The organism is Pseudomonas sp. H3_E07 (genome assembly GCF_054668895.1).
The window spans coordinates 1,055,984-1,079,916 of record NZ_CP162795.1 but is presented as its reverse complement, the minus strand read 5'-3'; the positions used below and the strand labels follow the sequence as shown (position 1 = coordinate 1,079,916).

Here is a 23,933-nt window from a genome sequence, read left to right as displayed (position 1 = left end):
CGTCGGATGCGCTGAAGATCCAATGTGGGAGGGGGCTTGCCCCCGATAGCGGTATATCAGTCGACATGTGTATGACTGATGCGCCGCAATCGGGGGGCAAGCCCCCTCCCACATTTGGATCAGTCTGGATCTGAACGTCGAGTTTTGACCCCCATAAGCAGCGGTTTATTGCACTTGCAGTAGGCTCGGCTGATCCGTGACACTGTTCAGCCAGCATCACGCTTATTCGTTGTGGAGATTGCCGTTATGGCCAACGAACTCTATACCCGTACCAACCAGAAAATTTACTTCGCGGGTTTATCCCTGGAAGCCCTTGGTCGCGCCGAGGAAGGGAAAGAGATGAACGCCATCGCGCTGGTCCAGGCGGGGCGTGAAGCAGCATTGTTCCACCTGTACGGTGCCTTGCTGGGTCTGTGCCATGAAATCGCCGGGTTCTACCGTTTGCCCCAGGCGGGTTCGCCTCGTGCAGAGATGATCATGAACCGCGAAGTGCTGGACTCGATGGCGATTCCTGAGCTGGCTGAGCTGGTTGAGATGGCCCAAAGCCCCGACAGCTGGGTCGCACGCCTGCTCAAGGCGCATGCCGATATGTTCCAACCGCCGCGTATTCCCCATGTGCCCAAGGGCGATGTGACTCAACCGTTGATCGTGGCGGTTGCGGTTGAAGAGGATGAGCCCAAGCCGTTGAGCCGGGAAGAGCTGGAAAGCTGGCGCCAGGCACTGAAAAAGATGGCGCTGCGCTTTCGCGAAGGCCTCAACGAGTGCTGAGGCGGCGTCACTGACTTACACCGATCAATCTGTGGGAGCTCGCTCCCACATGTGAACCGGGTCATCCTGGCACCATTCATCAAGCCGCAACGAAACCTGGCCAGATCCTCAGCGAAACGCAGCGGATGACTGATATAATCCCGGCCTTTCGTGGAGAACAGACTTTTATGCCGACGTCCTTTCTGGAAATTGTTGAGTTGCCTGACGGCCGAATCGAGCTGCGTCGGGCTGAGGACGAGGGTTCTCTGGTCATTCTGGATTTTTCCGAGGACGCCAAAGTGTTCCTGCAGGGCCAGCACGTGGAAGTGGCTAAAGCCATGTTGAGCGTGGGCGTGCAGATGGCAGGTCGCCTGGCAGAAGGCGAGCCGGAGAAAGAAGACGGGCCGCGCGTTCTTCACTGAGTTCCAGTGAGAAGAGGACGTGCTGTGGTGAGCGGGCAAGCTGGCTCACTGCAGAATCCCGCTCACCACGGACGTTCGTGGAGTGCGGGACTGCCCACGGGGCTTTGGCCGCTCAGTACTTATCCCAATCGAATATTCAAGCTCTGAGCATCGCCCGTGCGCGCGGCACTGATCAGTTGTTGCTTGGCACTGACACTCAGTGGATTCAACCAGCTCACCACCGTATGGCTGCGGCCCAGACGCAGGGCTTCGCAGGTCAATTGCTGCGCACTTTGCGCGCCGCGCGGTTGCAGCAGCAGGATGCGCTCGCGGTTGAGGCCGGCGTCCCGTAGCCAGGCTTGGGTCAGGCTGGCGGGTGGGGCGATCAGCGTCAGCCAGCGCGCGTCCTGCTCTTCGCTCAATTCGCGTAGGATCGGCGCCAGCAGGCTCAGGCAGCTCCCCGCTGCACCGCGCAACGACAATTCACTGAACGCCTCAGGCTCGGCGCTCCAGGGCGCTTCGACCGTTTCCTTGAGAATGGGCGCAAGGGGTTGGGCCATGAAGGCCTCGAACAGCGACAGTTGTGTGTGTTGTGGGGTGTGGACGAGCTGCATGATGCCTCCTTTAGCGGCGAATGACGCCGACGCTCAAGCCTTCGATCACCAGGTCCTGATCTTTCAGGTTCACTTCAATCGGGGCGAACTCAGGGTTCTCGGCCAGGAGCCAGACCTTGCTGCCTTCGCGCTTGAAGCGTTTGACGGTGACTTCATCGCCGATACGGGCGACGACGATCTGGCCATTACGGGCTTCGCGGGTGGTGTGGACGGCCAGCAGGTCGCCATCGAAGATGCCCACGTCCTTCATGCTCATGCCATGGACCCGCAAGAGGTAGTCGGCGCGCGGATGGAAGAAGGTCGGGTTGATGTTGCAGGATTCCTCGACGTGCTGCTGCGCCAGGATCGGCGCACCGGCAGCGACGCGACCGATGATCGGCAGGGTCGATTCGTCGGCCTTGGCTTCGAAGCCAGGGATGCGGATACCGCGCGAGGCACCGGGGGTCATTTCGATCGCGCCTTTGCGAGCGAGGGCCTTGAGGTGTTCTTCGGCGGCATTGGGGGACTTGAACCCCAGTTCCAGCGCAATTTCCGCTCGCGTCGGCGGGTAGCCGTTGTCATCGAGGCAGCGCTTGATAAAAGCCAGAATCTCAGCTTGGCGTGGCGTCAGTTTTAGCATGTTGATCGCTCTGTTTTTTTATACAGTGACTGGGATTATATACAGTGGACTGCGCTTGGCAATCCTCCTTTTCGAGTGCGCCGCTGGACGGTCATCGTGCAGGCTTCCCACACGCCAGAGATAGCGCTGCCTACAGAGGCGTAAGGATGTGATTAAATAGCGATGAAATACATGACTGCCCGGCCGGAAAGCGAACCCGCAGGCTTGACAAGACACAACCTGAAACGTATGTTTCAAACAAGTGTTTGTCAGGCGGAGTAGCCATGGCCCAGTCGGAAACCGTTGAACGCATTCTCGATGCTGCCGAGCAATTGTTTGCGGAAAAAGGATTTGCTGAAACGTCGTTGCGGCTGATCACCAGCAAGGCTGGGGTCAACCTCGCTGCTGTGAACTACCATTTCGGTTCGAAAAAGGCCCTGATCCAGGCGGTGTTTTCGCGCTTCCTGGGGCCGTTCTGCACCAGCCTTGACCGTGAGCTTGAGCGTCGCCAGGCCAAGGCTGACCACAAGCCGACCCTGGAAGAATTGCTGGAAATCCTCGTTGAGCAGGCCCTGGTGGTTCAGCCCAGGAGCGGCAACGATTTGTCGATCTTCATGCGCCTGCTGGGCCTGGCGTTCAGCCAGAGCCAGGGGCACCTGCGGCGTTATCTGGAAGACATGTACGGCAAGGTATTTCGTCGCTACATGTTGCTGGTCAACGAAGCCGCTCCGCGTATTCCACCGATTGAACTGTTCTGGCGCGTGCACTTCATGCTCGGTGCCGCCGCGTTCAGCATGTCCGGGATCAAGGCGTTGCGGGCGATTGCCGAGACTGATTTCGGCGTCAACACCTCCATTGAACAGGTCATGCGCCTGATGGTGCCGTTCCTGGCCGCTGGCATGCGCGCCGAAACCGGTGTGACCGATGCCGCCATGGCCGCCGCCCAATTGCGTCCACGCAGCAAGTCCGTGCCAACACCCGCCAAGGTTTGACCGCGCCGGGTGGGCGCGGCCGCTTGCATCCGCTAAGCTAGCGGCCCATGCCGAATTCAGCTATTTACTCGCAACCCGTTGTGCTCACCGTGCCTGGTGAGGGCAACGGGTTGTGTGCGTTATTTAAGGAAGGTTTATGACTGCTGCCCTGCAAGGTTCTTTGATGGTCGACGTTGCCGGCACCTGGCTCACGGCCGAGGACCGCCACCTGCTGCGCCAGCCTGAAGTGGGTGGCCTGATTATCTTTGCGCGCAACATCGAGCATCCGCGTCAGGTGCGGGCGTTGAGTGCGGCGATTCGTGCCGTGCGTCCGGACCTGCTGTTGGCCGTCGACCAGGAAGGCGGCCGCGTACAGCGTCTGCGTCAGGGGTTTGTGCGCTTGCCGGCCATGCGTGCCTTGGCGGATAACCCCAACGCCGAATACCTGGCCGAACAGTGCGGCTGGATTATGGCGACTGAAGTGTTGGCCGTTGGCTTGGACCTGAGCTTCGCCCCGGTGCTGGACCTGGACTACCAACGCAGCGCCGTGGTCGGCACCCGCTCCTTCGAAGGCGACCCCGTGCGCGCCGCCGTGCTGGCCGGTGCCTTTATCCGTGGCATGAACAGTGCCGGCATGGCGGCCACCGGCAAGCATTTTCCTGGTCACGGTTGGGCCGAGGCCGATTCCCACGTTGCCATTCCCAATGATGAACGCAGTCTTGAGCAGATTCGTGCGCATGATCTGGTGCCTTTCGCGCGCTTGAGCAAGCAATTGGCGGCGGTGATGCCGGCCCACGTCATCTACCCGCAAGTCGATGCCCAGCCAGCCGGGTTCTCACGCCGCTGGTTGCAGGACATCCTGCGCGGCGAATTGCAGTTCGATGGGGTGATTTTCAGCGATGACCTGTCCATGGCCGGTGCCCATGTGGTGGGCGATGCCGCCAGTCGCATCGAAGCGGCGCTGTCGGCAGGTTGCGACATGGGGTTGGTATGCAATGATCGCGCGGCTGCTGAGCTGGCGCTGACCGCCGCCCAGCGCATGAAGGTCAAGCCATCAGCTCGAATCGCACGCATGCGCGGCCAGGCGATTGCGTCGACGGACTACAAGCAGGACCCGCGCTGGTTGGCGGCGCTTACCGCGTTGCGGGATGCTCAGTTGATCGGCTGAACACCGCGTCGCGGCTATCGCAGGCTTGCCTGCGATAGCGGTCTAACCGTCAACGCTTCTCTTGCTTGTGCGGCAATGGCGCAAACAACGCTTCAATGTCCTCATTGCCCAGTTGCCAGTCCCCGGTGGTGCGCCCGTCCAGTACGCCCGCTGCCAGGTCGGATTTCTCCTTCTGCAGGTGTTGGATTTTCTCCTCCACCGTGCCTCGGGCAATCATCTTGTAGACGAACACCGGCTTCTCCTGACCGATGCGATAGGCGCGGTCGGTGGCCTGGTTTTCCGTGGCCGGGTTCCACCAAGGATCGTAGTGGATCACCGTATCGGCTTCGGTCAAGTTCAGGCCGACGCCCCCGGCCTTCAAGCTGATCAGAAAAATCTGTAGCTTGCCGCTCTGGAAATCCTTCACCGGTGTGCGTCGATCCCTTGTCTGGCCGGTGAGCAGTGCGTAGGCCACGCCACGTTTTTTCAGCTCGACTTCGATCAGGCTCAACATCGAGGTGAACTGGGAAAACAGCAGGATCCGCCGGCCTTCCTCAAACAGCTCCGCAAGCATTTCCATCAAGCTATCAAGCTTGCCCGAGCTGCTGCCACGGGCGGGCAGGGTTGCATCGTTGACCAGGCGCAGGTCGCAGCACACCTGGCGCAGCTTCAGCAGTGCCTCAAGAATGATGATCTGGCTGCGTGCCACGCCCTTGCGAGTGATCTCGTCGCGCACCTTTTTGTCCATGGCCAGGCGCATGGTTTCGTACACGTCGCGCTGGGCCTCATTGAGGTCGACCCAGTGGATGATCTCGGTCTTGGGTGGCAGCTCTGTTGCCACCTGCTCTTTGGTGCGGCGCAGCAGGAAGGGTTTTATCCGACCGTTCAGGTGTTGCAATCGCACATCGCTGGCGCGCTTTTCGATGGGCGTGCGGTAGTCGCGGTTGAAGCTTTTTACGTCGCCCAGCCAGCCTGGGAGCAGGAAGTGGAACAGCGACCAGAGTTCGCCCAAATGGTTTTCCAGCGGCGTGCCGCTCAGGCACAGGCGCTGTCGTGCATTCAGCTCACGTGCGGCCTGGGCCGCCTTGCTGGACGGGTTCTTGATGTACTGGGCCTCATCGAGGATCAGCACATGCAGGGGCAGGGCTGAGAGCTGTTCGATGTCCTTGGGCAGCAGGGCGTAGGTGGTCAGCAGCAGGTCATAGTCCTGCAGGGTCGCGAAATGTTTCTTACGTGCTGCGCCATACAGTGCCAACACGTTGAGTTGCGGTGTGAAGTGCGCTGCCTCATCCAGCCAGTTGGGAATCAGGCTGGTGGGCATTACCACCATGCACGGTCGATCCAGGCGCCCGGCGATTTTCTCCGTGAGAATATGCGCTAGGGTCTGCAGGGTTTTGCCCAGTCCCATGTCATCCGCCAGTATCCCGCCAACCTCCAGCTGGCGCAGTGACTGCATCCAGCTCAAGCCTTCCAGCTGGTACGGACGCAAGGTCGCGTTCAGCCCTTCGGGGGCCACGCAGGTGAAGTCCTTGATGTCTCGGAGGCGCTGGGCAAAGTTGCGGATCTTCTCGCCACCTTCCCATTGCAGCGGTAGATCTTCCAGCGGGTTCAACCGAATCGCGTCGGCCTTCGCCAGGCGCAGTGTGGTGGTACCGGCGTCCTGCAGGTAGAACTCGCCGAGGGTAGCCAGCACCGGTTTCAGACGACCGTAGGGCAGGGCGACTTGCAGCGGACCATGCCCGCCATTGGGCAGGCCGGGGATGTTCACCAGGATCAGTTCATCATCGCGGCGGCGTGCGAGTTTTTCCGGGTTGAGGATCTCGGTGTGGGAGCGCATCAGGTTCAGCAGGATCGGCAGCAGGCTCAGCCGCTCACCGTTGACGATAATTCCCAGCTCCAGGTCGAACCAATCGCGCTCCGGGCCTTCATCGACGGTGGCGTACCAGTCATCGACGGCGCTCAGGTCGAAGCCGAAATCCTCATCGATCTGCAACTCCCAACCCTCGGCGCGCAAGGTCGGTGATGCATTGAGGGTGAAGTTCAGCCAGGCGCTGTCATTGACCATCTCGAACAGCTCGCCGGCGCTTTCCGGCAGCGCCTTGCTCTGGCGCGTGGCGATCTTGAAACCCAGTAGGCGCAGTTGTTCCCGGTACGGCTGCTCAAGCTCCGGATGCCGCTTGATGCGCAGGCTTTGGGTTTCCTGGCGCACGATGATGTCGGCGTTTTTCTGCCCGCTGACATAGTTGCCCAAGTAGTTGAACGACAGCGCCGCGCGATGCTGGATATAGCGCTGCATCTTGCCGTTGCGCGGTTCAAAGGCACTGAACTCGACACTGGCGAGCCACAAGCGCGGCACGGGCACGACATCCTCCATCACCACCTGCGGCAACGCCACCCGGTTTTCCAGCACGGCCTGGAGTTTTTCCAGCAGCTCGGCATCTTGTGCAGCGGCCGGGTAGGCCAGGGTTTCCTGGACCTTGAGCAGCACCGCCGCGATATGTTTGCAGTTGGTGTGCACCGGGCAAGTGCAGCGGCTGTCCACCAGGATCAGCGTGCCTTTGGCCGATTCGCGCAGCGAAATGGTCTGCCGGTAGACGTTGCCGCCCGAGCCTTCGCAACTGGCGACAATGGTGCTGTCACCGCACTCGACAATGCGCACCCGGTTCTCCAGGGCATAACGTCGCCCGCGCTCCAGGCTTTGCTCTTTAAAGCGATTGGCCCACGAAGGGGCCAGGGGTTTGGTCAGCGACGCTGTCAGGGGCATGGCGCTGGATCAGTCCTGGATGTCGGGCGGTGGCGCGCTGGGGGGCTTGGCGGTCAGCGAGGTGATCTTGATCAGCAACGCCAGGTGGCCGCCGTCCAGGTAGTTGAGCTGGTTGTTCTTGGTGCGCACATCGGTCTGGCTCAAGTGTTCGCTGGCGATCACGCTGCCGTTGGCGTCGAACTGGTTGATCCAGAAGTTCGCATCGATATCGGTAAAACGCCCCAATTGCAGGCTCAACACGCCCTCGATGGGAAACTGGCCGAACTGCTCCTGGCCGTCGGTGATGGCGACTTTGACCGGCTGATCGCCGAGGTTCTGCTCCCAGGCCTTGTGCGCCAGCACCGTGTAGCTTGAGTCGGCACGCAGCTTGTCGACGATATTACTCAGGCGCGGCGGGCTCAACTTATCACCCAGGCGCACGGCGCCGGCATCCCAGTTTTCCGGCGCGGCGCGGCTGTTGATCACCGGCTCCGCGTTCTGGCGCACCAGGATCATTTCCACCTGGTAGGGGCTGTCGGCGAACGCCGCAGGTGCCGCTACCACCAACAACAGGCTCAAAATGCGGAACAGGCGCATCGGGGCGTCCTTCAAGCAGATTTCGGGATGAGGCGCTCGAACAACGCCTCCAATGTATTAAAGCGTTCTTCGGCACGTTCCATCGGCACCATGAACTTGAACAGCGTAGCCCCTTCGAACTTGTAGCGGTTGGGCTGGCCCTGGATCAGCTTGATCAGCACCAGTGGATCCACCGGTGTCTGCGCCTCAAACTCGATGCGCCCACCCTGCGGCCCGGCGTCGACTTTCTTGATGCCAAGCTGCTCGGCCTGCAATTTCAGCAGGGTCAGGCGCACCAGGTTCTTGGTCGGTTCCGGCAACAGGCCGAAGCGGTCGATCATCTCCACTTGCAGGTCCTTGAGACCTTCTTCGTCGGTGGCCGAGGCGATGCGTTTGTACAGGATCAGCCGCGCATGCACATCCGGCAGGTAGTCTTCGGGAATCAACGCTGGCAAGCGCAGGTTGATCTCCGGACCGCCGCCCAGCGGTTGATCGAGGTTCGGTTGCTCGCCTTTGCGGATGGCTTTCACCGCGCGCTCAAGCATCTCCATATACAGGGTGAAACCGACCGCCTGGATCTGCCCGCTCTGGCCGTCGCCCAACAGTTCACCGGCACCACGGATTTCCAGGTCGTTGGTGGCCAGTACAAAACCGGCGCCCAGGTCCTGGGTGTTGGCGATGGCTTCCAGGCGCTTTTCGGCGTCGGAGGTGATCTGTTGGCGCGGCGGCGTCAGCAGGTAGGCATACGCCTGGTGGTGACTACGCCCCACCCGGCCGCGCAGTTGGTGCAGTTGGGCCAGGCCGAACTTGTCCGCCCGTTCGATGATGATGGTGTTCGCGCTTGGCACGTCGATACCGGTCTCGATGATGGTCGAGGCGATCAGCACGTTGAAGCGCTTGTGGTAGAAGTCGCTCATCACCTGTTCGAGTTCGCGCTCGCGCATTTGGCCGTGGCCGATGGCGATACGCGCCTCCGGCACCAGCTCGGCGAGGTCGGCGGCGCATTTCTCGATGGTTTTTACGTCGTTGTGCAGGTAGTAAACCTGCCCGCCGCGCAGCAGTTCGCGCAACAGCGCTTCCTTGACCGTGCTCTTGTTCTGCTCCATCACGAAGGTGCGCACCGACAGGCGACGTGCCGGCGGCGTGGCGATGATCGACAGATCGCGCATGCCCGACACCGCCATGTTCAGCGTGCGCGGAATCGGTGTGGCGGTGAGGGTGAGGATGTCGACTTCGCTGCGCAGGGCCTTGAGCTGTTCTTTCTGACGCACACCAAAGCGGTGTTCTTCGTCGATGATCACCAGGCCCAGGTTCTTGATCTTCACATCGTCCGACAGCAGCTTGTGCGTGCCGATCACGATGTCGATCTTGCCTTCGGCCAAATCGGCGATGGCCGCATTCACTTCCTTGGCCGATTTGAAGCGGCTCATGACTTCCACGGTCACTGGCCAGTCGGCAAAGCGGTCGCGGAAGCTGTTGTAGTGCTGCTGGGCGAGCAAGGTGGTGGGGACCAGAATCGCTACTTGCTTGCCGCCATGCACGGCAATAAAAGCGGCGCGCATGGCCACTTCGGTCTTGCCGAAGCCCACGTCGCCGCAGACCAGGCGGTCCATGGGCTTGGGCGCGAGCATGTCGGCGCGCACGGCTTCGATGGTGGTTTGCTGGTCCGGGGTTTCCTCGAAAGCGAAGCCGGCGCTGAAGGTGGCGTAGTCGGCTTTCGGGTCGGCAAACGCGTAACCTTCGCGCGCCGCGCGGCGTGCATAGATGTCGAGCAGTTCGGCGGCGACGTCGCGCACTTGTTCGGCGGCCTTGCGCTTGGCTTTCTGCCAGGTCTCCGAGCCCAAGCGGTGCAACGGCGCCAGGGCGTCGTCGCTGCCAGTGTAGCGGGCGATCAAATGCAGGTTGGCCACCGGTACATAGAGCTTGGCGCCCTCGGCGTATTCCATGGTGAGGAATTCGGCGGCCTGGTTGTCGATCTCCAGGGTCTGCAAGCCCAGGTAGCGGCCGACGCCGTGGTCGATATGCACCACCGGCGCGCCTTCGCGCAGCTCGGTGAGGTTCTTGATCACGGCATCGTTGTTGGCATCGGCGCGTTTTTCACGACGGCGGCGCTGCATCACACGCTGGCCGAACAGCGGGCTTTCGGCAATCAGCGCTAGAGCCGGATCATCCAGCAACAGGCCTTCGTCCAGTGGCGCGATGGTGATCGCCAGGCGCTCTTTGCTTTTGACAAAATCGGGCCAGCTGTCGACGGTTTTCGGTCGCAGCTTCAGGCGTTCGAGCAGTTCCAGCAGCACTTCGCGACGGCCTGCGGATTCGGCGGTAAACAGCACGCGGCCAGGGAAGTCGCCGAGGAAGTTGGACAGCGCTTCCAGCGGTTGCGTGGCTTTGGCCTGGATCGCCAGGTCCGGCAGTGTTGCCGCCGGGAAGCGTTCACGGCCAGCGCCGGTTTCCACATCCTGTTGGCTGGCGACCACACGCGGCCAGCTTTTCAGGCGCGCGAAGCAGTCTTCCACTGGCAGGAACAGTTCTGCAGGCGGCAATAAAGGACGGGACGGATCGACGCGGCGCTCTTCATAGCGGTTACGCACGTCGTTCCAGAAGTTTTCTGCGGCCTGTTCGATACCCGGCAGCGAGAACACCTGGGTGTCCTGGGGCAGGTAATCGAAAAGGGTGGAGGTTTCGTCAAAGAACAACGGCAGGTAGTACTCGATACCGGCCGGGGTAATCCCGCTGCTGAGGTCCTGGAAGATCGGGCAGCGGCGGAAGTCCACGTCGAAGCGTTCACGGAAGCGCGCCTTGAAGCGGGTGACCGCGTCTTTTTGCAGCGGGAATTCCCGCGCGGGGAGCAGCTTGACCGAGTCGACTTTATCAATGGAGCGCTGGTTTTCCGGATCGAAGGTACGCAGGGTCTCGATTTCGTCATCGAACAGGTCGATGCGGTACGGCAACTTGCTGCCCATCGGGAACAGGTCGATCAGCGCCCCGCGCACGGCGAATTCGCCGTGCTCGTACACCGTGTCCACGCAGCGGTAGCCGCTGGCTTCCAGGCGCGTGCGCATCTGTTCCACGTCGAGCTTCTGACCGATATCCAGCACCAGGCTGCTGCCCAGCAGGAACTTGGTCGGCGCCAGACGATGCAGCGCCGTGGTAATAGGCACCACCAGCACGCCATGGGCCAGTTCCGGCAGGCGGTACAGGCTGGCGATACGCTGGGAGATGATGTCCTGGTGCGGCGAGAACAGGTCGTAGGGCAGGGTTTCCCAGTCGGGGAAGTGCAGCACCGGCAAATCGGGGGCGAAGAAGCTCAGCTCCTGCTCCAACCGTTCGGCGCTTTGGCTGTCGGCGGTGAGCAGCAGGGTAAAGCGCTTGGCTGCGCTGGCAGCCTCGGCGATGGCCAGGCTCAGGGCGGCACCGGGCAGGTTGCCCCAGTGCTGTTTACCTGCCGCGGCAGGGAGAAGCGGTAGACGCAGAACGGGCACGGAAGGTTGAGCTCCAAGCGTTGCGACAAAGTCGGTAATTGTAACGGCCCAAGGTGCCGCCTGTCAGTTTCTGACTGAGCCTATTACGGTTTATGGGAAATGTAGTGGCTAAGACAAACAATGGCGGGTTTTGACTCAATATGTAGTGCCAAAATGTACGCGTTTTTCGGAGGGTTACGGACAAGTTGTCTTGCGCGTGCCATTAGTGGCCTTCTGGAACCCGCGTATTTACTGGGCTGTAGCGGGGTGTCAATTTTCCGCAAGGGCTTTTTGTTGCTGAAGGCGCATTGCTCCGGGGGCGGTCGGGCGGCATAATGTAGCCCCTTTTTTCAGCCCCTACATGTGGAAGGTTCCCGTGACTCAGAAGCCCGACCAGTGTCTTGGTGAATGGATCGACCGTGAAGCACTCGCAGAAGCGATGATCCCGCTTATCGGTCAGCTGTACCGCAATAACAATGTGGTGAGCTCGATCTATGGCCGCAGCCTGATCAACCAGTCCGTCATCGCGATTCTCAAAGCCCACCGCTTTGCGCGTCACCGTTCCGCCGACGACAGCGAACTCTCCGTCCACGAAACATTCCCACTGCTTAAGGCCATGAGCGAGCTCAAGCTCGGCGCGGCATCGGTAGACCTGGGCAAGCTGGCCTACAAATTCCGCAAGGAAGGCGCCGGCCGTACCGCCGAGCAGTTCGTGCGTGAAGAAATGGCCGATGTGGTTGGCCAGCAAAACGCCGCTGCCCGCAAAGGCACCGACGTTGTGCTGTACGGCTTCGGTCGTATCGGCCGCCTGCTGGCACGCATCCTGATCGAAAAAACCGGTGGCGGCGACGGCCTGCGCCTGCGGGCCATCGTGGTGCGTAAAGGCGCCGAGAACGACCTGACCAAGCGTGCCAGCCTGCTGCGCCGCGATTCGGTACACGGCCCGTTCAACGGCACCATCGTCATCGACGAAGAAAACAACACCATCACCGCCAACGGTAACCTGATCCAGGTGATCTACGCGAAGAACCCGTCCGAGGTGGATTACACCCAGTACGGCATCAAGGACGCCCTGCTGGTGGACAACACCGGTGTATGGCGTGACGCCGAAGGTCTGGGCCAGCACTTGGCCTGCCCGGGTGTTGACCGCGTTGTCCTGACCGCGCCTGGCAAAGGCAAGCTGAAGAACATCGTTCACGGCATCAACCACGCTGAAATCACCGCTGACGACAAGATCGTTTCCGCCGCTTCCTGCACCACCAACGCCATCGTGCCGGTGCTGAAGGCTGTGAATGACAAGTTCGGCATCGTCAACGGCCACGTTGAAACCGTTCACTCGTACACCAACGACCAGAACCTGATCGACAACTTCCACAAAGGCGATCGCCGTGGCCGCAGCGCTGCGTTGAACATGGTGATCACCGAGACCGGTGCTGCCACCGCTGCTGCCAAGGCCTTGCCTGAGCTGGCCGGCAAACTGACCGGTAATGCGATCCGCGTTCCGACGCCAAACGTGTCGATGGCCATTCTCAACCTGAACCTTGAGAAAGCCGCTACCCGTGAAGAGATGAACGAGTACCTGCGCTACATGGCGCTGCACTCCGATCTGCATAAGCAAATCGACTTCGTCAACTCGCAGGAAGTGGTCTCCACCGACTTCGTGGGCTCGCGCCACGCCGGTGTGGTGGACGCCGAAGCGACCATTACCCAGGACAACCGCGTTGTACTGTACGTGTGGTACGACAACGAGTTCGGCTACAGCTGCCAGGTGGTTCGCGTGATGGAAGACATGGCCGGGGTCAACCCGCCTGCGTTCCCGCGCTAAGCATTAGCGTTGAATGAAAAAGCCCCGACTGGTTCGGGGCTTTTTTTATGGCTGGGGGTTTTGTGTTGTTTGGTGGGGCCTCTTCGCAGGCAAGCCAGCTCCCACATTCTCATAGGTGCATACATTCAAATGTGGGAGCTGGCTTGCCTGCGATGGGGCCTTCAGTCCAAAAGCTTGTTGCGCAGGCTGGCGGACAACCCCTCGGGCGCCAACCAAATCCCGAGGTATGCCCGCGCCAGCGCGTCATCGCGGCTGCTGAACACCACTTGCCCATTGATCTCCAGGTGCAAGCCACGCCCTGGTCGATAATCCAGGGCGTATCGATCACCGGCTTGAATATTACGAAAGCGAGCATGCAGTTTTTCCAGTTCCGGCTTCAAGCTCGCGTTGGCTTGCTGGCGTTCCAGCGTTGTATTAGCCGCCTTGATCACGTCATTGCGGTCGATGTCGCGAAAGTAATACAGCGTCAGGCGCAGCGCTTTTTGTTGTGCCCAAGCCTGCTTGGCGCTCAGGTCGGACGGGGCATACAGCGCAGCCGCGTAAACATCCGCCCAGAGGTAAGTGAGCACCGCCTGGTTTTTCAACGTCAGTTGCTGGGACTGCGCCGGAAAATCGGCCTGCTTCAGCCGATCCGCCTCATTGGCCTGCACCATGATGGACAGCATCAGTAATAAACAGAAAACGACGTGTCGCATAATTGCCCGTCCTGTAAGGGTGCTTGTCGGCAGTGTAATTGCAAATTCCTGATGTTGTAGTAAAGGCAAGACTGGCCTACGACGCGACCAAGGGTTAATGTTCGCGGCGTTGAGCCTTATATAGACTGTGCCCCGGTTCACACACTTGAGCCAAATTGTCCTTCATGACCGCTGGCCGCGGCATGATTTAGCCCGGCGTCCAACCGTACGCCTGGCCTGTTCTGAGGAGTACGCATGGCTGTCTACAACTACGACGTGGTGGTACTGGGTTCCGGCCCGGCTGGAGAAGGTGCGGCGATGAACGCCGCCAAAGCGGGGCGCAAGGTGGCGATGGTCGATAGCCGTCGCCAGGTCGGCGGTAACTGCACCCACCTGGGCACCATCCCGTCCAAGGCCTTGCGTCACTCCGTGCGCCAGATCATGCAGTTCAATACCAACCCGATGTTCCGGGCCATTGGTGAGCCGCGCTGGTTCTCGTTCCCGGACGTGCTCAAAAGCGCCGAGAAAGTCATCTCCAAGCAAGTCGCCTCGCGTACCGGCTACTACGCCCGTAACCGCGTCGACTTGTTCTTTGGCACCGGCAGCTTCGCCGACGAGCAAACCATCGAAGTGGTCTGCCCCAACGGCGTGGTCGAGAAGCTGGTGGCCAAACACATCATCATCGCCACGGGTTCGCGTCCGTATCGTCCGGCAGACATCGATTTCCACCACCCGCGTATCTACGATAGCGACACCATCCTGAGCCTGGGCCACACCCCGCGCAAACTGATCATCTACGGCGCCGGGGTGATCGGCTGTGAATACGCCTCGATCTTCAGCGGCCTGGGTGTACTGGTCGAACTGGTGGACAACCGCGACCAGTTGCTGAGCTTCCTCGACTCGGAAATTTCCCAGGCGTTGAGCTACCACTTCAGCAACAACAACATCACTGTGCGCCACAACGAAGAGTACGAGCGGGTCGAAGGCCTGGATAACGGCGTGATCCTGCACCTCAAGTCCGGCAAGAAGATCAAGGCCGACGCCTTGCTGTGGTGCAACGGCCGCACTGGTAACACCGACAAGCTGGGCATGGAAAACATCGGGGTCAAGGTCAACAGCCGTGGCCAGATCGAAGTCGATGAGAACTACCGCACCTGCGTGACCAACATTTACGGCGCCGGTGATGTGATTGGCTGGCCGAGCCTGGCCAGTGCCGCCCATGACCAGGGCCGTTCAGCCGCTGGCAGCATTGTCGACAATGGCAGCTGGCGCTATGTGAACGACGTACCGACCGGGATCTACACCATTCCGGAGATCAGCTCGATCGGTAAGAACGAGCACGAACTGACCAAGGCCAAGGTGCCTTACGAAGTGGGCAAGGCGTTCTTCAAGAGCATGGCGCGTGCGCAGATCGCCGGTGAGCCGCAAGGCATGCTGAAGATCCTGTTCCACCGTGAAACCCTGGAAGTCCTCGGCGTGCATTGCTTCGGCTACCAGGCCTCGGAGATCGTGCATATCGGCCAGGCGATCATGAACCAGCCGGGCGAACTCAATACCCTCAAGTACTTCGTCAACACCACGTTCAATTACCCGACCATGGCGGAAGCCTATCGGGTAGCGGCCTACGACGGCCTCAACCGGCTTTTTTGAGCGGCTCCGGCCGGTGGCCTGAGCCGGCCGGGGAGACCGATTTCAGTAATTCCCGAGGGTGGCAGTGGCCAAACCGGGAAAGTCTGTAATCAGGCTATCTACGCCGAAGTCGGCGAGCCTGCGCATCAGCGCAGGTTCGTTGACTGTCCACACGGACACGTGCAAGCCCTGGCGCTGGGCTTTTTCCAGACGTTCAGGGGTGCACAACGTCCAGTTCAGCGCCAGAATCTCACAGCCGTAGTTCTGCGCGACCTTTAGCGGGTCGAGCCAGGCGTATTCTGCGACCAGGCCGCGTGACAGGTCGGGGGTGAGTTCAACGGCTGCTTTCAACACTTCCCGCGAACTTGAGGTGACGGTGACTTTGTCCATCAAGCCAAAGCGCACGGCCATTTCGCGAATCGCCAGCACGGTGGTGGCGGCGCGGGTGCGTGAAGCGCTTTTGACCTCCAGTTGCCAGTGATCGAAATCGCACTTTTCGAACAGCTCTTCCAGGCGCGGGATCGGGCAAGGGTTGACCCAGCCCGGTCCACCCTTGCGCGCGTCCATTTTCACCAGGTCCGCCGCCGAGTACTCGACGACTTTGCCGCGCCGGTCGGCGGTGCGCTTGAGGGTCGGGTCGTGGATGACCATCAGCTCGCCGTCCATGGACAGGTGCAAATCCAGTTCGCAGCGGCGTACACCGTGCTTGAGGCACTCCTGGAAGCTGGTCAGGGTGTTTTCCGGTGCTTCGCCTTTGGCACCGCGGTGGCCGTAGATCAGGGTCACAGTTGCTCCTTTACGCCAGATCGTCTGGCGGGGTGAGTGCGAGAATTCAAATGTCTTGGGCGTCGCTCTGTTCCCGCGCCAGGCGCCGTTCCTGGGCCTGTTTCTGCAGGATGTAGCGCGCCAGCAGTTGGCGTTGGGCGTCGGTCATGGCTTCGAATTCCGTGCCGACGTCGAAGCCTGCGCCTTTGGGTTCGCAATGCGTGACTCGCGCGCGCAGCAGCAGGCCGAGCGCCTGGGGCATTAGCACCAGCTTGACCGCCAGGTGTGCGCCGGCCGGCAGGGGAGTGGGGTGCTGGAAATCGATGCCACCTTCGGAAATGATCACCGGTTGCGGTGCGCCGACCTCATCCAGCAGGCCGCGCGCCATGATCTGGCTGAGCAGATCCAGGCGTTTGTTCTGCACGCGGAGGAAGGCCGCGAGGGTGCGATCCTTCTCACTGAGCTGGCGCAGCAGGTGCTGGGCTTCGAATTCACTCAGGTGCAATTCACTGAGTAAATTGAACAGTGGAGAATCATCCAGCAACACTTCCTTGCTCGCCGCCTCGGGGGCAGACAGGCTTTTGATTTGAAGTGCGATCATGTCGTCGATACGGTAGTATTCGCGGCGTTCTTCTTCATCTAATGTCGACATGGCGAACCCCAGCTAGCGGTAATGGTCAGAGTGTAAAGCTGCTTACCAGACCCCGCCACCGGGACGTCTTCTTTTCCTCCGAACAAGCCCCGACATGTTCAGACCTCTCTTCGTATTTATCGGCACGCGTTATACCCGTGCAAAGCGTCGCAATCATTTTGTGTCGTTCATTTCCCTGACGTCGATGATCGGGCTCGCCTTGGGCGTGGTCGTGATGATCGTGGTGCTGTCGGTGATGAATGGCTTCGATCATGAGATGCGTACCCGCGTGCTGGGCATGGTGCCCCACGCGACCATCGAGGGCGATGCGCCCATCAGCGACTGGCAGAGCCTGGCCGACAAGGTCAAGCAGAACCCCAAGGTGCTGGCCGTAGCGCCGTTCACCCAGATGCAGGGGTTGCTGACCAACGATGGCAAGGTGCAGAAGATCCTGCTCAATGGCATCGACCCGGCCCAGGAACGCAACGTCTCGATCATCGACAAGTTCATGTTGTCGGGCAAACTCGATGACCTGGCGCCCGGCAGCTTCGGCATTGTCATCGGCGACAAGGCCGCGGCCAAGCTCGGCGTGGGCCTTGGCGACAAGCTGACCTTCGTCGCGCCGGAAGTCACCGTGACCCCGGCCGGCATGTTCCCGCGCATGAAGCGCTTCACCGTGGTCGGCACCTTCCACGTCGGCGCCGGCGAGATCGACGGCTACCTCGGCCTGACCAACCTCACGGACCTGGCGCGCCTGCATCGCTGGCAGCCGGACCAGGTGCAGGGCCTGCGCCTGAAGTTCGCCGACCTGTTCGATGCGCCGCGCGGCGCCTGGGAAATTGCCCAGCACCTGGGCGAGTCCCAGTACTACGCCCGCGACTGGACCCGTACCCACGGCAACCTGTACCAGGCCATTCGCATGGAAAAAGCCATGATCGGCCTGTTGTTGCTGCTGATTGTCGCCGTGGCGGCCTTCAACATCATCTCCACGCTGGTGATGGTGGTGAACGACAAGAAGGGCGATATCGCCATCCTGCGTACCCTCGGCGCCACGCCGGGGCAGATCATGGCGATCTTCATGGTGCAGGGCACCGTGATCGGCGTGGTCGGCACCTTGATCGGCACGGCCGTCGGCATTCTGGCCGCGCTGAACGTCAGTGCGGCCATCGCTGGCCTCGAAACCCTGATCGGCCACAAGTTTCTCAACGCCGACGTTTACTTCATCGACTACTTGCCGTCCCAGGTTCAGGCCCAGGACGTGTTGATGGTGGGCGGCGCCGCGTTGGTCCTGAGTTTCCTTGCCACCCTGTATCCAGCCTGGCGCGCGGCACGTACCCAGCCAGCACAGGCCTTACGTTATGAGTGAATCGGGCATGAGTGAAAAAGCAATCCTGAGCTGCCGCAACCTGGGCAAATCCTACGAGGAAGGCCCGGAATCGGTGGTGGTGCTGTCCAACCTGCAACTCGAACTGCATCCGGGCGAACGCGTGGCGATCGTCGGCAGTTCCGGTTCCGGCAAAAGTACCTTGCTGAACCTGCTGGGCGGCCTTGATACGCCGTCCCAGGGCAGTGTATGGCTGGCCGGCGAAGAGCTGTCGGCCCTGGGTGAAAAGGCCCGCGGCCAGTTGCGCAACCGTTCGCTGGGCTTTGTGTACCAGTTCCACCACCTGTTGCCGGAATTCACCGCGCTGGAAAACGTGTGTATGCCGTTGTTGATCGGCAAGACCGCAATCCCGGAAGCCCGCCAGCGCGCCAAGGCCCTGCTGGAGCGCGTCGGCCTCGGTCATCGCCTTGAGCACAAACCGGCTGAATTGTCCGGCGGCGAGCGCCAGCGTGTGGCCATCGCCCGCGCCTTGGTGAACAACCCAGGGCTGGTGATGCTCGATGAGCCGACCGGCAACCTCGACTCCCATACCGCCCAGGGCATTAAGGACTTGATGCTGGAACTGAGCACCCAGATGCGCACCGCGTTCCTGGTGGTGACCCATGACATGAGCATGGCCCGCCAGATGGACCGCGTGTTGCACCTGCAGGAAGGTCATCTGGTCGCCATCTGACCCGTTTCAAGCCCGGCGCTTCAAGCGTCGGGCTTTTTCATTTTTTCAACGGTGCCCGCGAATGTTCAGACCGTTATCGATTTTTATCGGCACGCGCTATACCCGCGCCAAGCGCCGCAACCGTTTTGTCTCGTTTATCTCGATGACCTCGATGATCGGCCTCGCCCTGGGCGTCTTGGCGATGATCGTGGTGTTGTCGGTGATGAACGGCTTCCAGCGCGAAATGAGCTCGCGCATCCTCGGCATGGTGCCCCATGCGACCATCGTCGGCGTGAACCCGATCGACGATTGGCAGCCCGTGGCCGCCGCCGCGATGAAGAATCCGCAAGTGACTGCCGCAGTCCCCTTCACGCAGATGGACGGCATGTTCTCCTACAAGGGCGCGATGCAACCGATCGAGATCAGCGGCATTGACCCGGCGCAGGAGGGCAAGGTGTCGATCGTGGCCCAGCACATCGTGCGGGGAAAACTGGATGACCTGAAACCTGGCGAGTTTGGCGTGGTGGTCGGCGAAATCACTGCCCGGCGTTTCCGCCTGAATGTGGGCGACAAGCTCACCTTGATCGTGCCGGAAATCAGCACCGCACCGGGTGGCATCACGCCACGTATGCAGCGTTTGAATGTCGTGGGCATTTTCAAGGTGGGCGCCGAGCTGGATGGGTCCATGGCCATGATCCACATGGCCGACGCCGCAGAGATCCAGCATTGGCAACCGAACCAGGTACAAAGCGTGCGCCTGGCGGTGAAAGACCTTTACGCAGCCCCCAAGGTCTCGTCGGACATCGCCGCCAGCCTGGGCGCCGCCTACAAACCTGACGACTGGACCCACACCCAGGGCAGCCTGTTCAGCGCGATGAAGATGGAAAAGACCATGATCGGCCTGCTGTTGCTGATGATCGTCGCCGTAGCGGCGTTCAACATCATTGCTACCTTGATCATGGTGGTGAACGACAAGGGCGCGGACATTGCGATTTTGCGCACCATCGGCGCCACGCCACGGCAGATCATGGCGATCTTCATGGTGCAGGGCACAGTGATCGGTATCGTCGGTACCTTGATTGGCGGCGTACTGGGCGTGATTGCGGCGCTGAACGTGAGCGAGCTGGTGGGCTGGGTCGAGCGGGTCACCGGGCAGCATATTTTCAGTTCGGATGTGTATTTTGTCAGCAACCTGCCTTCTGAACTGCAAGGTGGGGATGTGGTGCTGATTTGCACGGCGGGGTTTGTGTTGAGCTTCCTGGCGACGCTGTATCCGGCGTATCGGGCGGCGAAGATAGAGCCGGCGCATGCGCTGAGGTATTCCTGAAGCTTTAGATCGCTATCGCAGGCAAGCCAGCTCCCACACTTTGACTTGTGAATACATTCAAAATGTGTGAGCTGGCTTGCCTGCGAAAGGGCTGGCCCAGCTTGTATCAATCCCCCTTGGGCAACTCGATCACAAACCGCGTCAACCCCACCTCAGACTCACAAAAAATCCTCCCCCCGTGCGCCCGCACAATCGACTGGGTAATCGCCAACCCCAGTCCCGCATGCTCGCTGCTACCTTCACGCCGTGCGGGATCCGCCCGATAAAAGCGGTCAAACAACTTCGGTAACAGCTCCGGTGGAATGCCTTCCCCCGTGTTCTCAACCGTCAACGTCACACCTTCCGTCATCCGCACCCGCACTTCGCCGCCCGCTGGCGTGAACCGCAGCGCGTTATCCAGCAAGTTCGACAGGGCCCGGCGCAGCATGCCGCGATCACCCAGGGTATGGGCAGTACCTTCGCGAATCAGGCTGACTTGAGCGTCTTCCGCCAGTAACGCGAAAAACTCAAGCAAAGCATCCACCTCATCTGCCAGCGCCAAAGGCACGCGTTTAGGCATGAGCAAGCCATGGTCTGCCTTGGCCAGGTACAGCATGTCATTGACCAATTGCGCCATCCATTGCAGCTCTTCCAGGTTGCTGTGCAGCGCCTCGCGGTAATCCTCCAGCGGGCGCGGCTGGGTCAGGATGACTTGGGTCTGGGTCAGCAGGTTCGACAGTGGCGTGCGCAGTTCATGGGCGATGTCGGCGGAGAACGCCGAGAGGCGCTGGAACCCATCGTCCAGTCGACCCAGCATGGCGTTGAAGGCTTGGGCCAGTTCGGCCAGTTCTACGGGCATGTGTTGCTGGGGCAAACGCTGGGTCAGGGAGTGAGCCGACACACTGGCGGCCACTTCACCCATGCGTCGCAACGGCTGCAACCCACTGCGCGCGGCCCAGGCGCCGAGCAGGGCGGTCGCCAGGGCTGACAGGCCGACGGTGAGCCAGATCAGGTGCTGCATGCGCTGCAGGAAATGCTGGTGGTGGGTGATGTCGAGCATCAGCGTCAGCAGGGGGGAGTCGGGTTGGCCTGGCGTGAGTGGCGCGTTGTACACCCGATAGTCGGTGCCGGCATTTTGCAGGCTGTGCAGGCCGGGCGCGTCGGGCAAGTTCACGCCTGGCGCATCGTCCAGCCAACGCTGGCCGGCGGCGGTGATACGCACCCGCAGCTCGGGCTGGTGATTGAGTTCGGCGCGCAGTTGCGCTTCACGTCTGGCGAAGGTGCCCGGCGAGTCGACACCCTGCAACGTACCGCGCAGCGCCACCAGTTGGCTGTCGAGTTGTTGCTGGTCCAACTCAATGAAGTGCGCCTCGCTGGCGTGGTTGAACAGCACCCCGGCGATCAGCGACACCACCGCGGTGCAGGCAGCAAACAGCAGCGCCAGGCGGCTGGCAAGGGACAGACGCTTGATCAATTGAACCGCTCCTCCAGCACATAACCCATGCCACGTACGGTGTGGATCAGTTTATTGGGGAAGTTATCGTCGACTTTCAGGCGCAAGCGGCGGATCGCCACTTCGATGATATTGGTGTCGCTGTCGAAGTTCATGTCCCACACCTGGGAGGCGATCAGCGATTTGGGTAGCACCTCGCCCTGGCGCCGAAGCAGCAGTTCCAGCAGGGAAAATTCCTTGGCTGTCAGGTCGATGCGCTGGCCGTCCCGTTCAACGCGGCGGCGGATCAGGTCCAGGCGCAGGTCGGCCAGTTGCAGCGCGGTTTCCTGGGGCGTGCTGCTGCCTCGGCGCAACAGGCTGCGCACCCGCGCCAGCAGTTCGGAAAAGGCGAAGGGCTTGACCAGGTAATCGTCGGCGCCCAGCTCCAGGCCATGCACGCGGTCTTCCACGGCGTCGCGGGCGGTGAGGAATAGCACTGGGATATCCAGCCCGGCGCTGCGCACAGCCTGGAGAATCTGCCAGCCGTCACGGCCCGGCAGCATCACGTCGAGGATCAACAGATCGTAGTCACCGGTCAGCGCCAGGTGCTGGCCGCTGGTGCCGTCGGCCACCAGTTCGGTGGTAAAACCCGCCTCGGCCAGGCCCTGGCGCAGGTAATGGCCGGTTTTGGGTTGGTCTTCGACGATCAGCAGTTTCATGGGCGGCTCTTGGCAACGGTGGACGACGGCTTTATACCTTGAGTGCCAGGGCAGGGGACCAACCTGACAAAGTTGTAATCTAGCAGTCAGCTGGCTGGCAGCGGCGCAATCTTAGAGTGCCGCCCAAGCTGTTCATATATTTCAGGAGAAGACAGATGGCGTTGCGCACACCCCTGTTATTGGCAAGTTGCCTGCTGGCGTTGAGTGTTGAAGCAATGGCCGATGCCGCCCACACCTATGCTTTCGGTGAAGCGGCGCCGGCGAGCAAAGCCACGCGTACGGTGGAAGTGACGTTGCAGGACATTTCCTTTTCGCCCAAGTCCCTGGACGTGAAAGCCGGTGAGACGGTGCGCTTCGTGCTGGTCAACAAGGGCCAGTTGCTTCACGAATTCAACCTGGGCGACGCGGCCATGCATGCCGAACACCAGAAGGAAATGCTGCAGATGCAGGCCAGCGGCATGCTGATCGACACGGGCATGGGCAAGATGGACCATGCAGCAATGGGGCATGGTGCGATGAAACACGATGATCCCAATAGCGTATTGGTCGAGCCCGGTAAAACTGCCGAGCTGACCTGGACGTTCACCCAGGCCACGGGCCTGGAGTTTGCCTGCAACCTTCCGGGGCACTACCAGGCGGGCATGGTCGGCAAGCTCAACGTCGATTGATCCGCTGGCGCTTAGGCGCGGGGGCAAAGGCTGGTAGACTGGCGCGGTTAATTTAGCCAGGTTTCCGCCATGCATCCCGCAGCCGAACATTCGCCGCTGGGCAAGTCCAGTGAATACATCTCCACCTACACCCCTTCGTTGCTGTTCCCGATCCCACGTGCCACCAAATGGGCCGAGCTTGGCCTGAGCGCCGAGACCCTGCCTTACAAGGGTGTGGATTTCTGGAACTGCTTCGAACTGTCCTGGCTGCTCCCGTCGGGCAAGCCGGTGGTGGCCATCGGTGAGTTCAGCATCCCGGCCGACTCGCCGAACATCATCGAGTCCAAGTCGTTCAAGTTGTACCTCAACTCGTTGAACCAGACTGCGTTTGCCGATACGACCAGCCTGGAAGCCGCTTTGCGCACTGACCTCAGTGCTGCCGCCGGCAAGCCGGTGAGCGTGCGTATCCGCAGCCTGGCCGAGATCGAGGCCGAAGGCGTGATGGCCTTGCCAGGTGTGTGCATCGATGAGTTGGATATCAGTGTCAGCAACTACGAGCATCCGCGCCCGGAACTGCTGCGTTGCGATGACTCACGTGTTGTCGAGGAGAGCGTGCACAGCCACCTGCTTAAATCCAACTGCCCCGTGACCAGCCAACCGGACTGGGGCAGTGTCGTGGTGGAATATCGCGGTTCGGCGCTGGATCACGCCAGCCTGCTGGAATACATCGTGAGCTTTCGCCAGCACTCGGACTTCCACGAACAGTGTGTGGAACGCATCTTTTTGGACTTGCAGCGTTTGCTGAAGCCGGAGAAGTTGACGGTGTATGCGCGCTATGTGCGGCGCGGCGGGCTGGATATCAACCCGTATCGCAGCACTGAGGATGTGGCGTTCCAGAACGTGCGCCTGGCTCGTCAGTAGCTATCACGCAAATCAAATGTGGGAGCGGGCTTGCCTGCGAGGGCGGTGTATCAGTCACCTGATGGATGACTGAATGATCGCTATCGCGGG

21 protein-coding genes are annotated in these 23,933 nt (G+C 60.9%); 11 read left to right on the top strand and 10 right to left on the bottom strand.

Annotated elements, in window-relative coordinates:
- The first annotated feature begins 246 nt into the window (after window positions 1-246).
- Both AB4O08_RS04890 and AB4O08_RS04885 read left to right on the top strand, forming a co-directional pair.
- Window positions 247-768 carry a DUF6586 family protein gene (locus AB4O08_RS04890; RefSeq protein WP_010212070.1) on the top strand — a complete coding sequence of 174 codons (522 nt, stop codon included), beginning with the start codon at window positions 247-249 and terminating at the stop codon, window positions 766-768.
- Window positions 769-935: 167 nt separating this feature from the next.
- Window positions 936-1,169, top strand: a complete 234-nt coding sequence (locus tag AB4O08_RS04885; protein WP_010212068.1) for a hypothetical protein — start codon at window positions 936-938, stop codon at window positions 1,167-1,169.
- A 119-nt stretch (window positions 1,170-1,288) separates the two neighbouring features.
- Here AB4O08_RS04885 and sulA read toward each other — a convergent pair whose 3' ends face one another.
- A complete protein-coding gene (gene sulA, locus AB4O08_RS04880) occupies window positions 1,289-1,762 on the bottom strand; it encodes an SOS-induced cell division inhibitor SulA (RefSeq protein WP_010212066.1) in 474 nt (157 codons plus the stop codon).
- 10 nt (window positions 1,763-1,772) lie between these two features.
- Window positions 1,773-2,381, bottom strand: coding sequence for a transcriptional repressor LexA (gene lexA, locus AB4O08_RS04875; protein WP_003172575.1), 609 nt, complete (start codon window positions 2,379-2,381; stop codon window positions 1,773-1,775).
- 263 nt (window positions 2,382-2,644) lie between these two features.
- Between lexA and AB4O08_RS04870 the strand changes: the two genes are divergently transcribed.
- A complete protein-coding gene (locus tag AB4O08_RS04870; RefSeq protein ID WP_010212061.1) occupies window positions 2,645-3,352 on the top strand; it encodes a TetR/AcrR family transcriptional regulator in 708 nt (235 codons plus the stop codon).
- 136 nt (window positions 3,353-3,488) lie between these two features.
- Window positions 3,489-4,499 (top strand): beta-N-acetylhexosaminidase, encoded by a 1,011-nt coding sequence (gene nagZ / locus AB4O08_RS04865; protein WP_010212060.1) that lies wholly within the window; start codon window positions 3,489-3,491, stop codon window positions 4,497-4,499.
- A 49-nt stretch (window positions 4,500-4,548) separates the two neighbouring features.
- Here the strand turns inward: nagZ and AB4O08_RS04860 are convergent, their stop codons facing one another.
- Genes AB4O08_RS04860 through mfd form a run of 3 tightly spaced genes read right to left on the bottom strand, consistent with a single transcriptional unit; the run spans window position 4,549 to window position 11,279 of the window.
- The gene (locus tag AB4O08_RS04860; protein WP_044286839.1) at window positions 4,549-7,242 is read right to left on the bottom strand and encodes a DEAD/DEAH box helicase; all 2,694 of its coding nucleotides are present in this window, start codon (window positions 7,240-7,242) and stop codon (window positions 4,549-4,551) included.
- A 9-nt stretch (window positions 7,243-7,251) separates the two neighbouring features.
- A complete protein-coding gene (locus AB4O08_RS04855) occupies window positions 7,252-7,818 on the bottom strand; it encodes a CsiV family protein (RefSeq protein WP_010212058.1) in 567 nt (188 codons plus the stop codon).
- Between the two features lie 11 nt (window positions 7,819-7,829).
- Window positions 7,830-11,279, bottom strand: coding sequence for a transcription-repair coupling factor (gene mfd, locus AB4O08_RS04850; protein WP_021490986.1), 3,450 nt, complete (start codon window positions 11,277-11,279; stop codon window positions 7,830-7,832).
- Between the two features lie 340 nt (window positions 11,280-11,619).
- Between mfd and AB4O08_RS04845 the strand changes: the two genes are divergently transcribed.
- The gene (locus AB4O08_RS04845) at window positions 11,620-13,083 is read left to right on the top strand and encodes a glyceraldehyde-3-phosphate dehydrogenase (RefSeq protein ID WP_021490985.1); all 1,464 of its coding nucleotides are present in this window, start codon (window positions 11,620-11,622) and stop codon (window positions 13,081-13,083) included.
- 161 nt (window positions 13,084-13,244) lie between these two features.
- On the opposite strand, the gene AB4O08_RS04840 is transcribed toward AB4O08_RS04845, so the two are convergent.
- Window positions 13,245-13,778 (bottom strand): chalcone isomerase family protein, encoded by a 534-nt coding sequence (locus tag AB4O08_RS04840; RefSeq protein WP_044286840.1) that lies wholly within the window; start codon window positions 13,776-13,778, stop codon window positions 13,245-13,247.
- 234 nt (window positions 13,779-14,012) lie between these two features.
- On the opposite strand from AB4O08_RS04840, the gene sthA reads away from it, so the two are divergent.
- Complete coding sequence (gene sthA, locus AB4O08_RS04835; RefSeq protein ID WP_010212052.1) at window positions 14,013-15,407, top strand: Si-specific NAD(P)(+) transhydrogenase; 1,395 nt, start codon at window positions 14,013-14,015, stop codon at window positions 15,405-15,407.
- A 42-nt stretch (window positions 15,408-15,449) separates the two neighbouring features.
- On the opposite strand, the gene AB4O08_RS04830 is transcribed toward sthA, so the two are convergent.
- Entirely contained in the window at window positions 15,450-16,172 is a 723-nt protein-coding gene (locus tag AB4O08_RS04830) for a glycerophosphodiester phosphodiesterase (protein ID WP_010212050.1), read from the bottom strand.
- A gap of 46 nt (window positions 16,173-16,218) precedes the next feature.
- Complete coding sequence (locus tag AB4O08_RS04825) at window positions 16,219-16,803, bottom strand: PilZ domain-containing protein (protein ID WP_010212049.1); 585 nt, start codon at window positions 16,801-16,803, stop codon at window positions 16,219-16,221.
- Window positions 16,804-16,897: 94 nt separating this feature from the next.
- On the opposite strand from AB4O08_RS04825, the gene AB4O08_RS04820 reads away from it, so the two are divergent.
- The 3 genes from AB4O08_RS04820 (at window position 16,898) to AB4O08_RS04810 (ending at window position 20,145) form a co-directional block, all read left to right on the top strand.
- Window positions 16,898-18,148, top strand: a complete 1,251-nt coding sequence (locus tag AB4O08_RS04820; protein ID WP_010212047.1) for a lipoprotein-releasing ABC transporter permease subunit — start codon at window positions 16,898-16,900, stop codon at window positions 18,146-18,148.
- A gap of 7 nt (window positions 18,149-18,155) precedes the next feature.
- Window positions 18,156-18,839 carry a lipoprotein-releasing ABC transporter ATP-binding protein LolD gene (lolD, locus tag AB4O08_RS04815; protein ID WP_017477213.1) on the top strand — a complete coding sequence of 228 codons (684 nt, stop codon included), beginning with the start codon at window positions 18,156-18,158 and terminating at the stop codon, window positions 18,837-18,839.
- 61 nt (window positions 18,840-18,900) lie between these two features.
- Window positions 18,901-20,145: a lipoprotein-releasing ABC transporter permease subunit gene (locus AB4O08_RS04810; protein WP_010212046.1), complete on the top strand. Its 1,245-nt coding sequence runs from the start codon at window positions 18,901-18,903 to the stop codon at window positions 20,143-20,145.
- A 106-nt stretch (window positions 20,146-20,251) separates the two neighbouring features.
- Here the strand turns inward: AB4O08_RS04810 and AB4O08_RS04805 are convergent, their stop codons facing one another.
- Entirely contained in the window at window positions 20,252-21,598 is a 1,347-nt protein-coding gene (locus AB4O08_RS04805) for a heavy metal sensor histidine kinase (protein WP_021490983.1), read from the bottom strand.
- Window positions 21,595-22,275, bottom strand: a complete 681-nt coding sequence (locus AB4O08_RS04800) for a heavy metal response regulator transcription factor (RefSeq protein ID WP_010212042.1) — start codon at window positions 22,273-22,275, stop codon at window positions 21,595-21,597. The genes AB4O08_RS04805 and AB4O08_RS04800 overlap by 4 nt, the downstream gene beginning before the upstream one ends.
- 155 nt (window positions 22,276-22,430) lie before the next feature.
- On the opposite strand from AB4O08_RS04800, the gene copI reads away from it, so the two are divergent.
- Both copI and queF read left to right on the top strand, forming a co-directional pair.
- Complete coding sequence (copI, locus tag AB4O08_RS04795) at window positions 22,431-22,943, top strand: copper-resistant cuproprotein CopI (protein WP_460114731.1); 513 nt, start codon at window positions 22,431-22,433, stop codon at window positions 22,941-22,943.
- Between the two features lie 69 nt (window positions 22,944-23,012).
- Complete coding sequence (gene queF / locus AB4O08_RS04790) at window positions 23,013-23,843, top strand: NADPH-dependent 7-cyano-7-deazaguanine reductase QueF (RefSeq protein WP_042570744.1); 831 nt, start codon at window positions 23,013-23,015, stop codon at window positions 23,841-23,843.
- Window positions 23,844-23,933 lie beyond the last annotated feature (90 nt).

Coding starts and splice junctions, on each gene's coding strand:
- AB4O08_RS04890 (WP_010212070.1), top strand. CDS start 247: ATGGCCAACGAACTCTATACCCGTACCAACCAGAAAATTTACTTCGCG.
- AB4O08_RS04885 (WP_010212068.1), top strand. CDS start 936: ATGCCGACGTCCTTTCTGGAAATTGTTGAGTTGCCTGACGGCCGAATC.
- sulA (WP_010212066.1), bottom strand. CDS start 1,762: ATGCAGCTCGTCCACACCCCACAACACACACAACTGTCGCTGTTCGAG.
- lexA (WP_003172575.1), bottom strand. CDS start 2,381: ATGCTAAAACTGACGCCACGCCAAGCTGAGATTCTGGCTTTTATCAAG.
- AB4O08_RS04870 (WP_010212061.1), top strand. CDS start 2,645: ATGGCCCAGTCGGAAACCGTTGAACGCATTCTCGATGCTGCCGAGCAA.
- nagZ (WP_010212060.1), top strand. CDS start 3,489: ATGACTGCTGCCCTGCAAGGTTCTTTGATGGTCGACGTTGCCGGCACC.
- AB4O08_RS04860 (WP_044286839.1), bottom strand. CDS start 7,242: ATGCCCCTGACAGCGTCGCTGACCAAACCCCTGGCCCCTTCGTGGGCC.
- AB4O08_RS04855 (WP_010212058.1), bottom strand. CDS start 7,818: ATGCGCCTGTTCCGCATTTTGAGCCTGTTGTTGGTGGTAGCGGCACCT.
- AB4O08_RS04845 (WP_021490985.1), top strand. CDS start 11,620: ATGTGGAAGGTTCCCGTGACTCAGAAGCCCGACCAGTGTCTTGGTGAA.
- AB4O08_RS04840 (WP_044286840.1), bottom strand. CDS start 13,778: ATGCGACACGTCGTTTTCTGTTTATTACTGATGCTGTCCATCATGGTG.
- sthA (WP_010212052.1), top strand. CDS start 14,013: ATGGCTGTCTACAACTACGACGTGGTGGTACTGGGTTCCGGCCCGGCT.
- AB4O08_RS04825 (WP_010212049.1), bottom strand. CDS start 16,803: ATGTCGACATTAGATGAAGAAGAACGCCGCGAATACTACCGTATCGAC.
- AB4O08_RS04820 (WP_010212047.1), top strand. CDS start 16,898: ATGTTCAGACCTCTCTTCGTATTTATCGGCACGCGTTATACCCGTGCA.
- lolD (WP_017477213.1), top strand. CDS start 18,156: ATGAGTGAAAAAGCAATCCTGAGCTGCCGCAACCTGGGCAAATCCTAC.
- AB4O08_RS04810 (WP_010212046.1), top strand. CDS start 18,901: ATGTTCAGACCGTTATCGATTTTTATCGGCACGCGCTATACCCGCGCC.
- AB4O08_RS04800 (WP_010212042.1), bottom strand. CDS start 22,275: ATGAAACTGCTGATCGTCGAAGACCAACCCAAAACCGGCCATTACCTG.
- copI (WP_460114731.1), top strand. CDS start 22,431: ATGGCGTTGCGCACACCCCTGTTATTGGCAAGTTGCCTGCTGGCGTTG.
- queF (WP_042570744.1), top strand. CDS start 23,013: ATGCATCCCGCAGCCGAACATTCGCCGCTGGGCAAGTCCAGTGAATAC.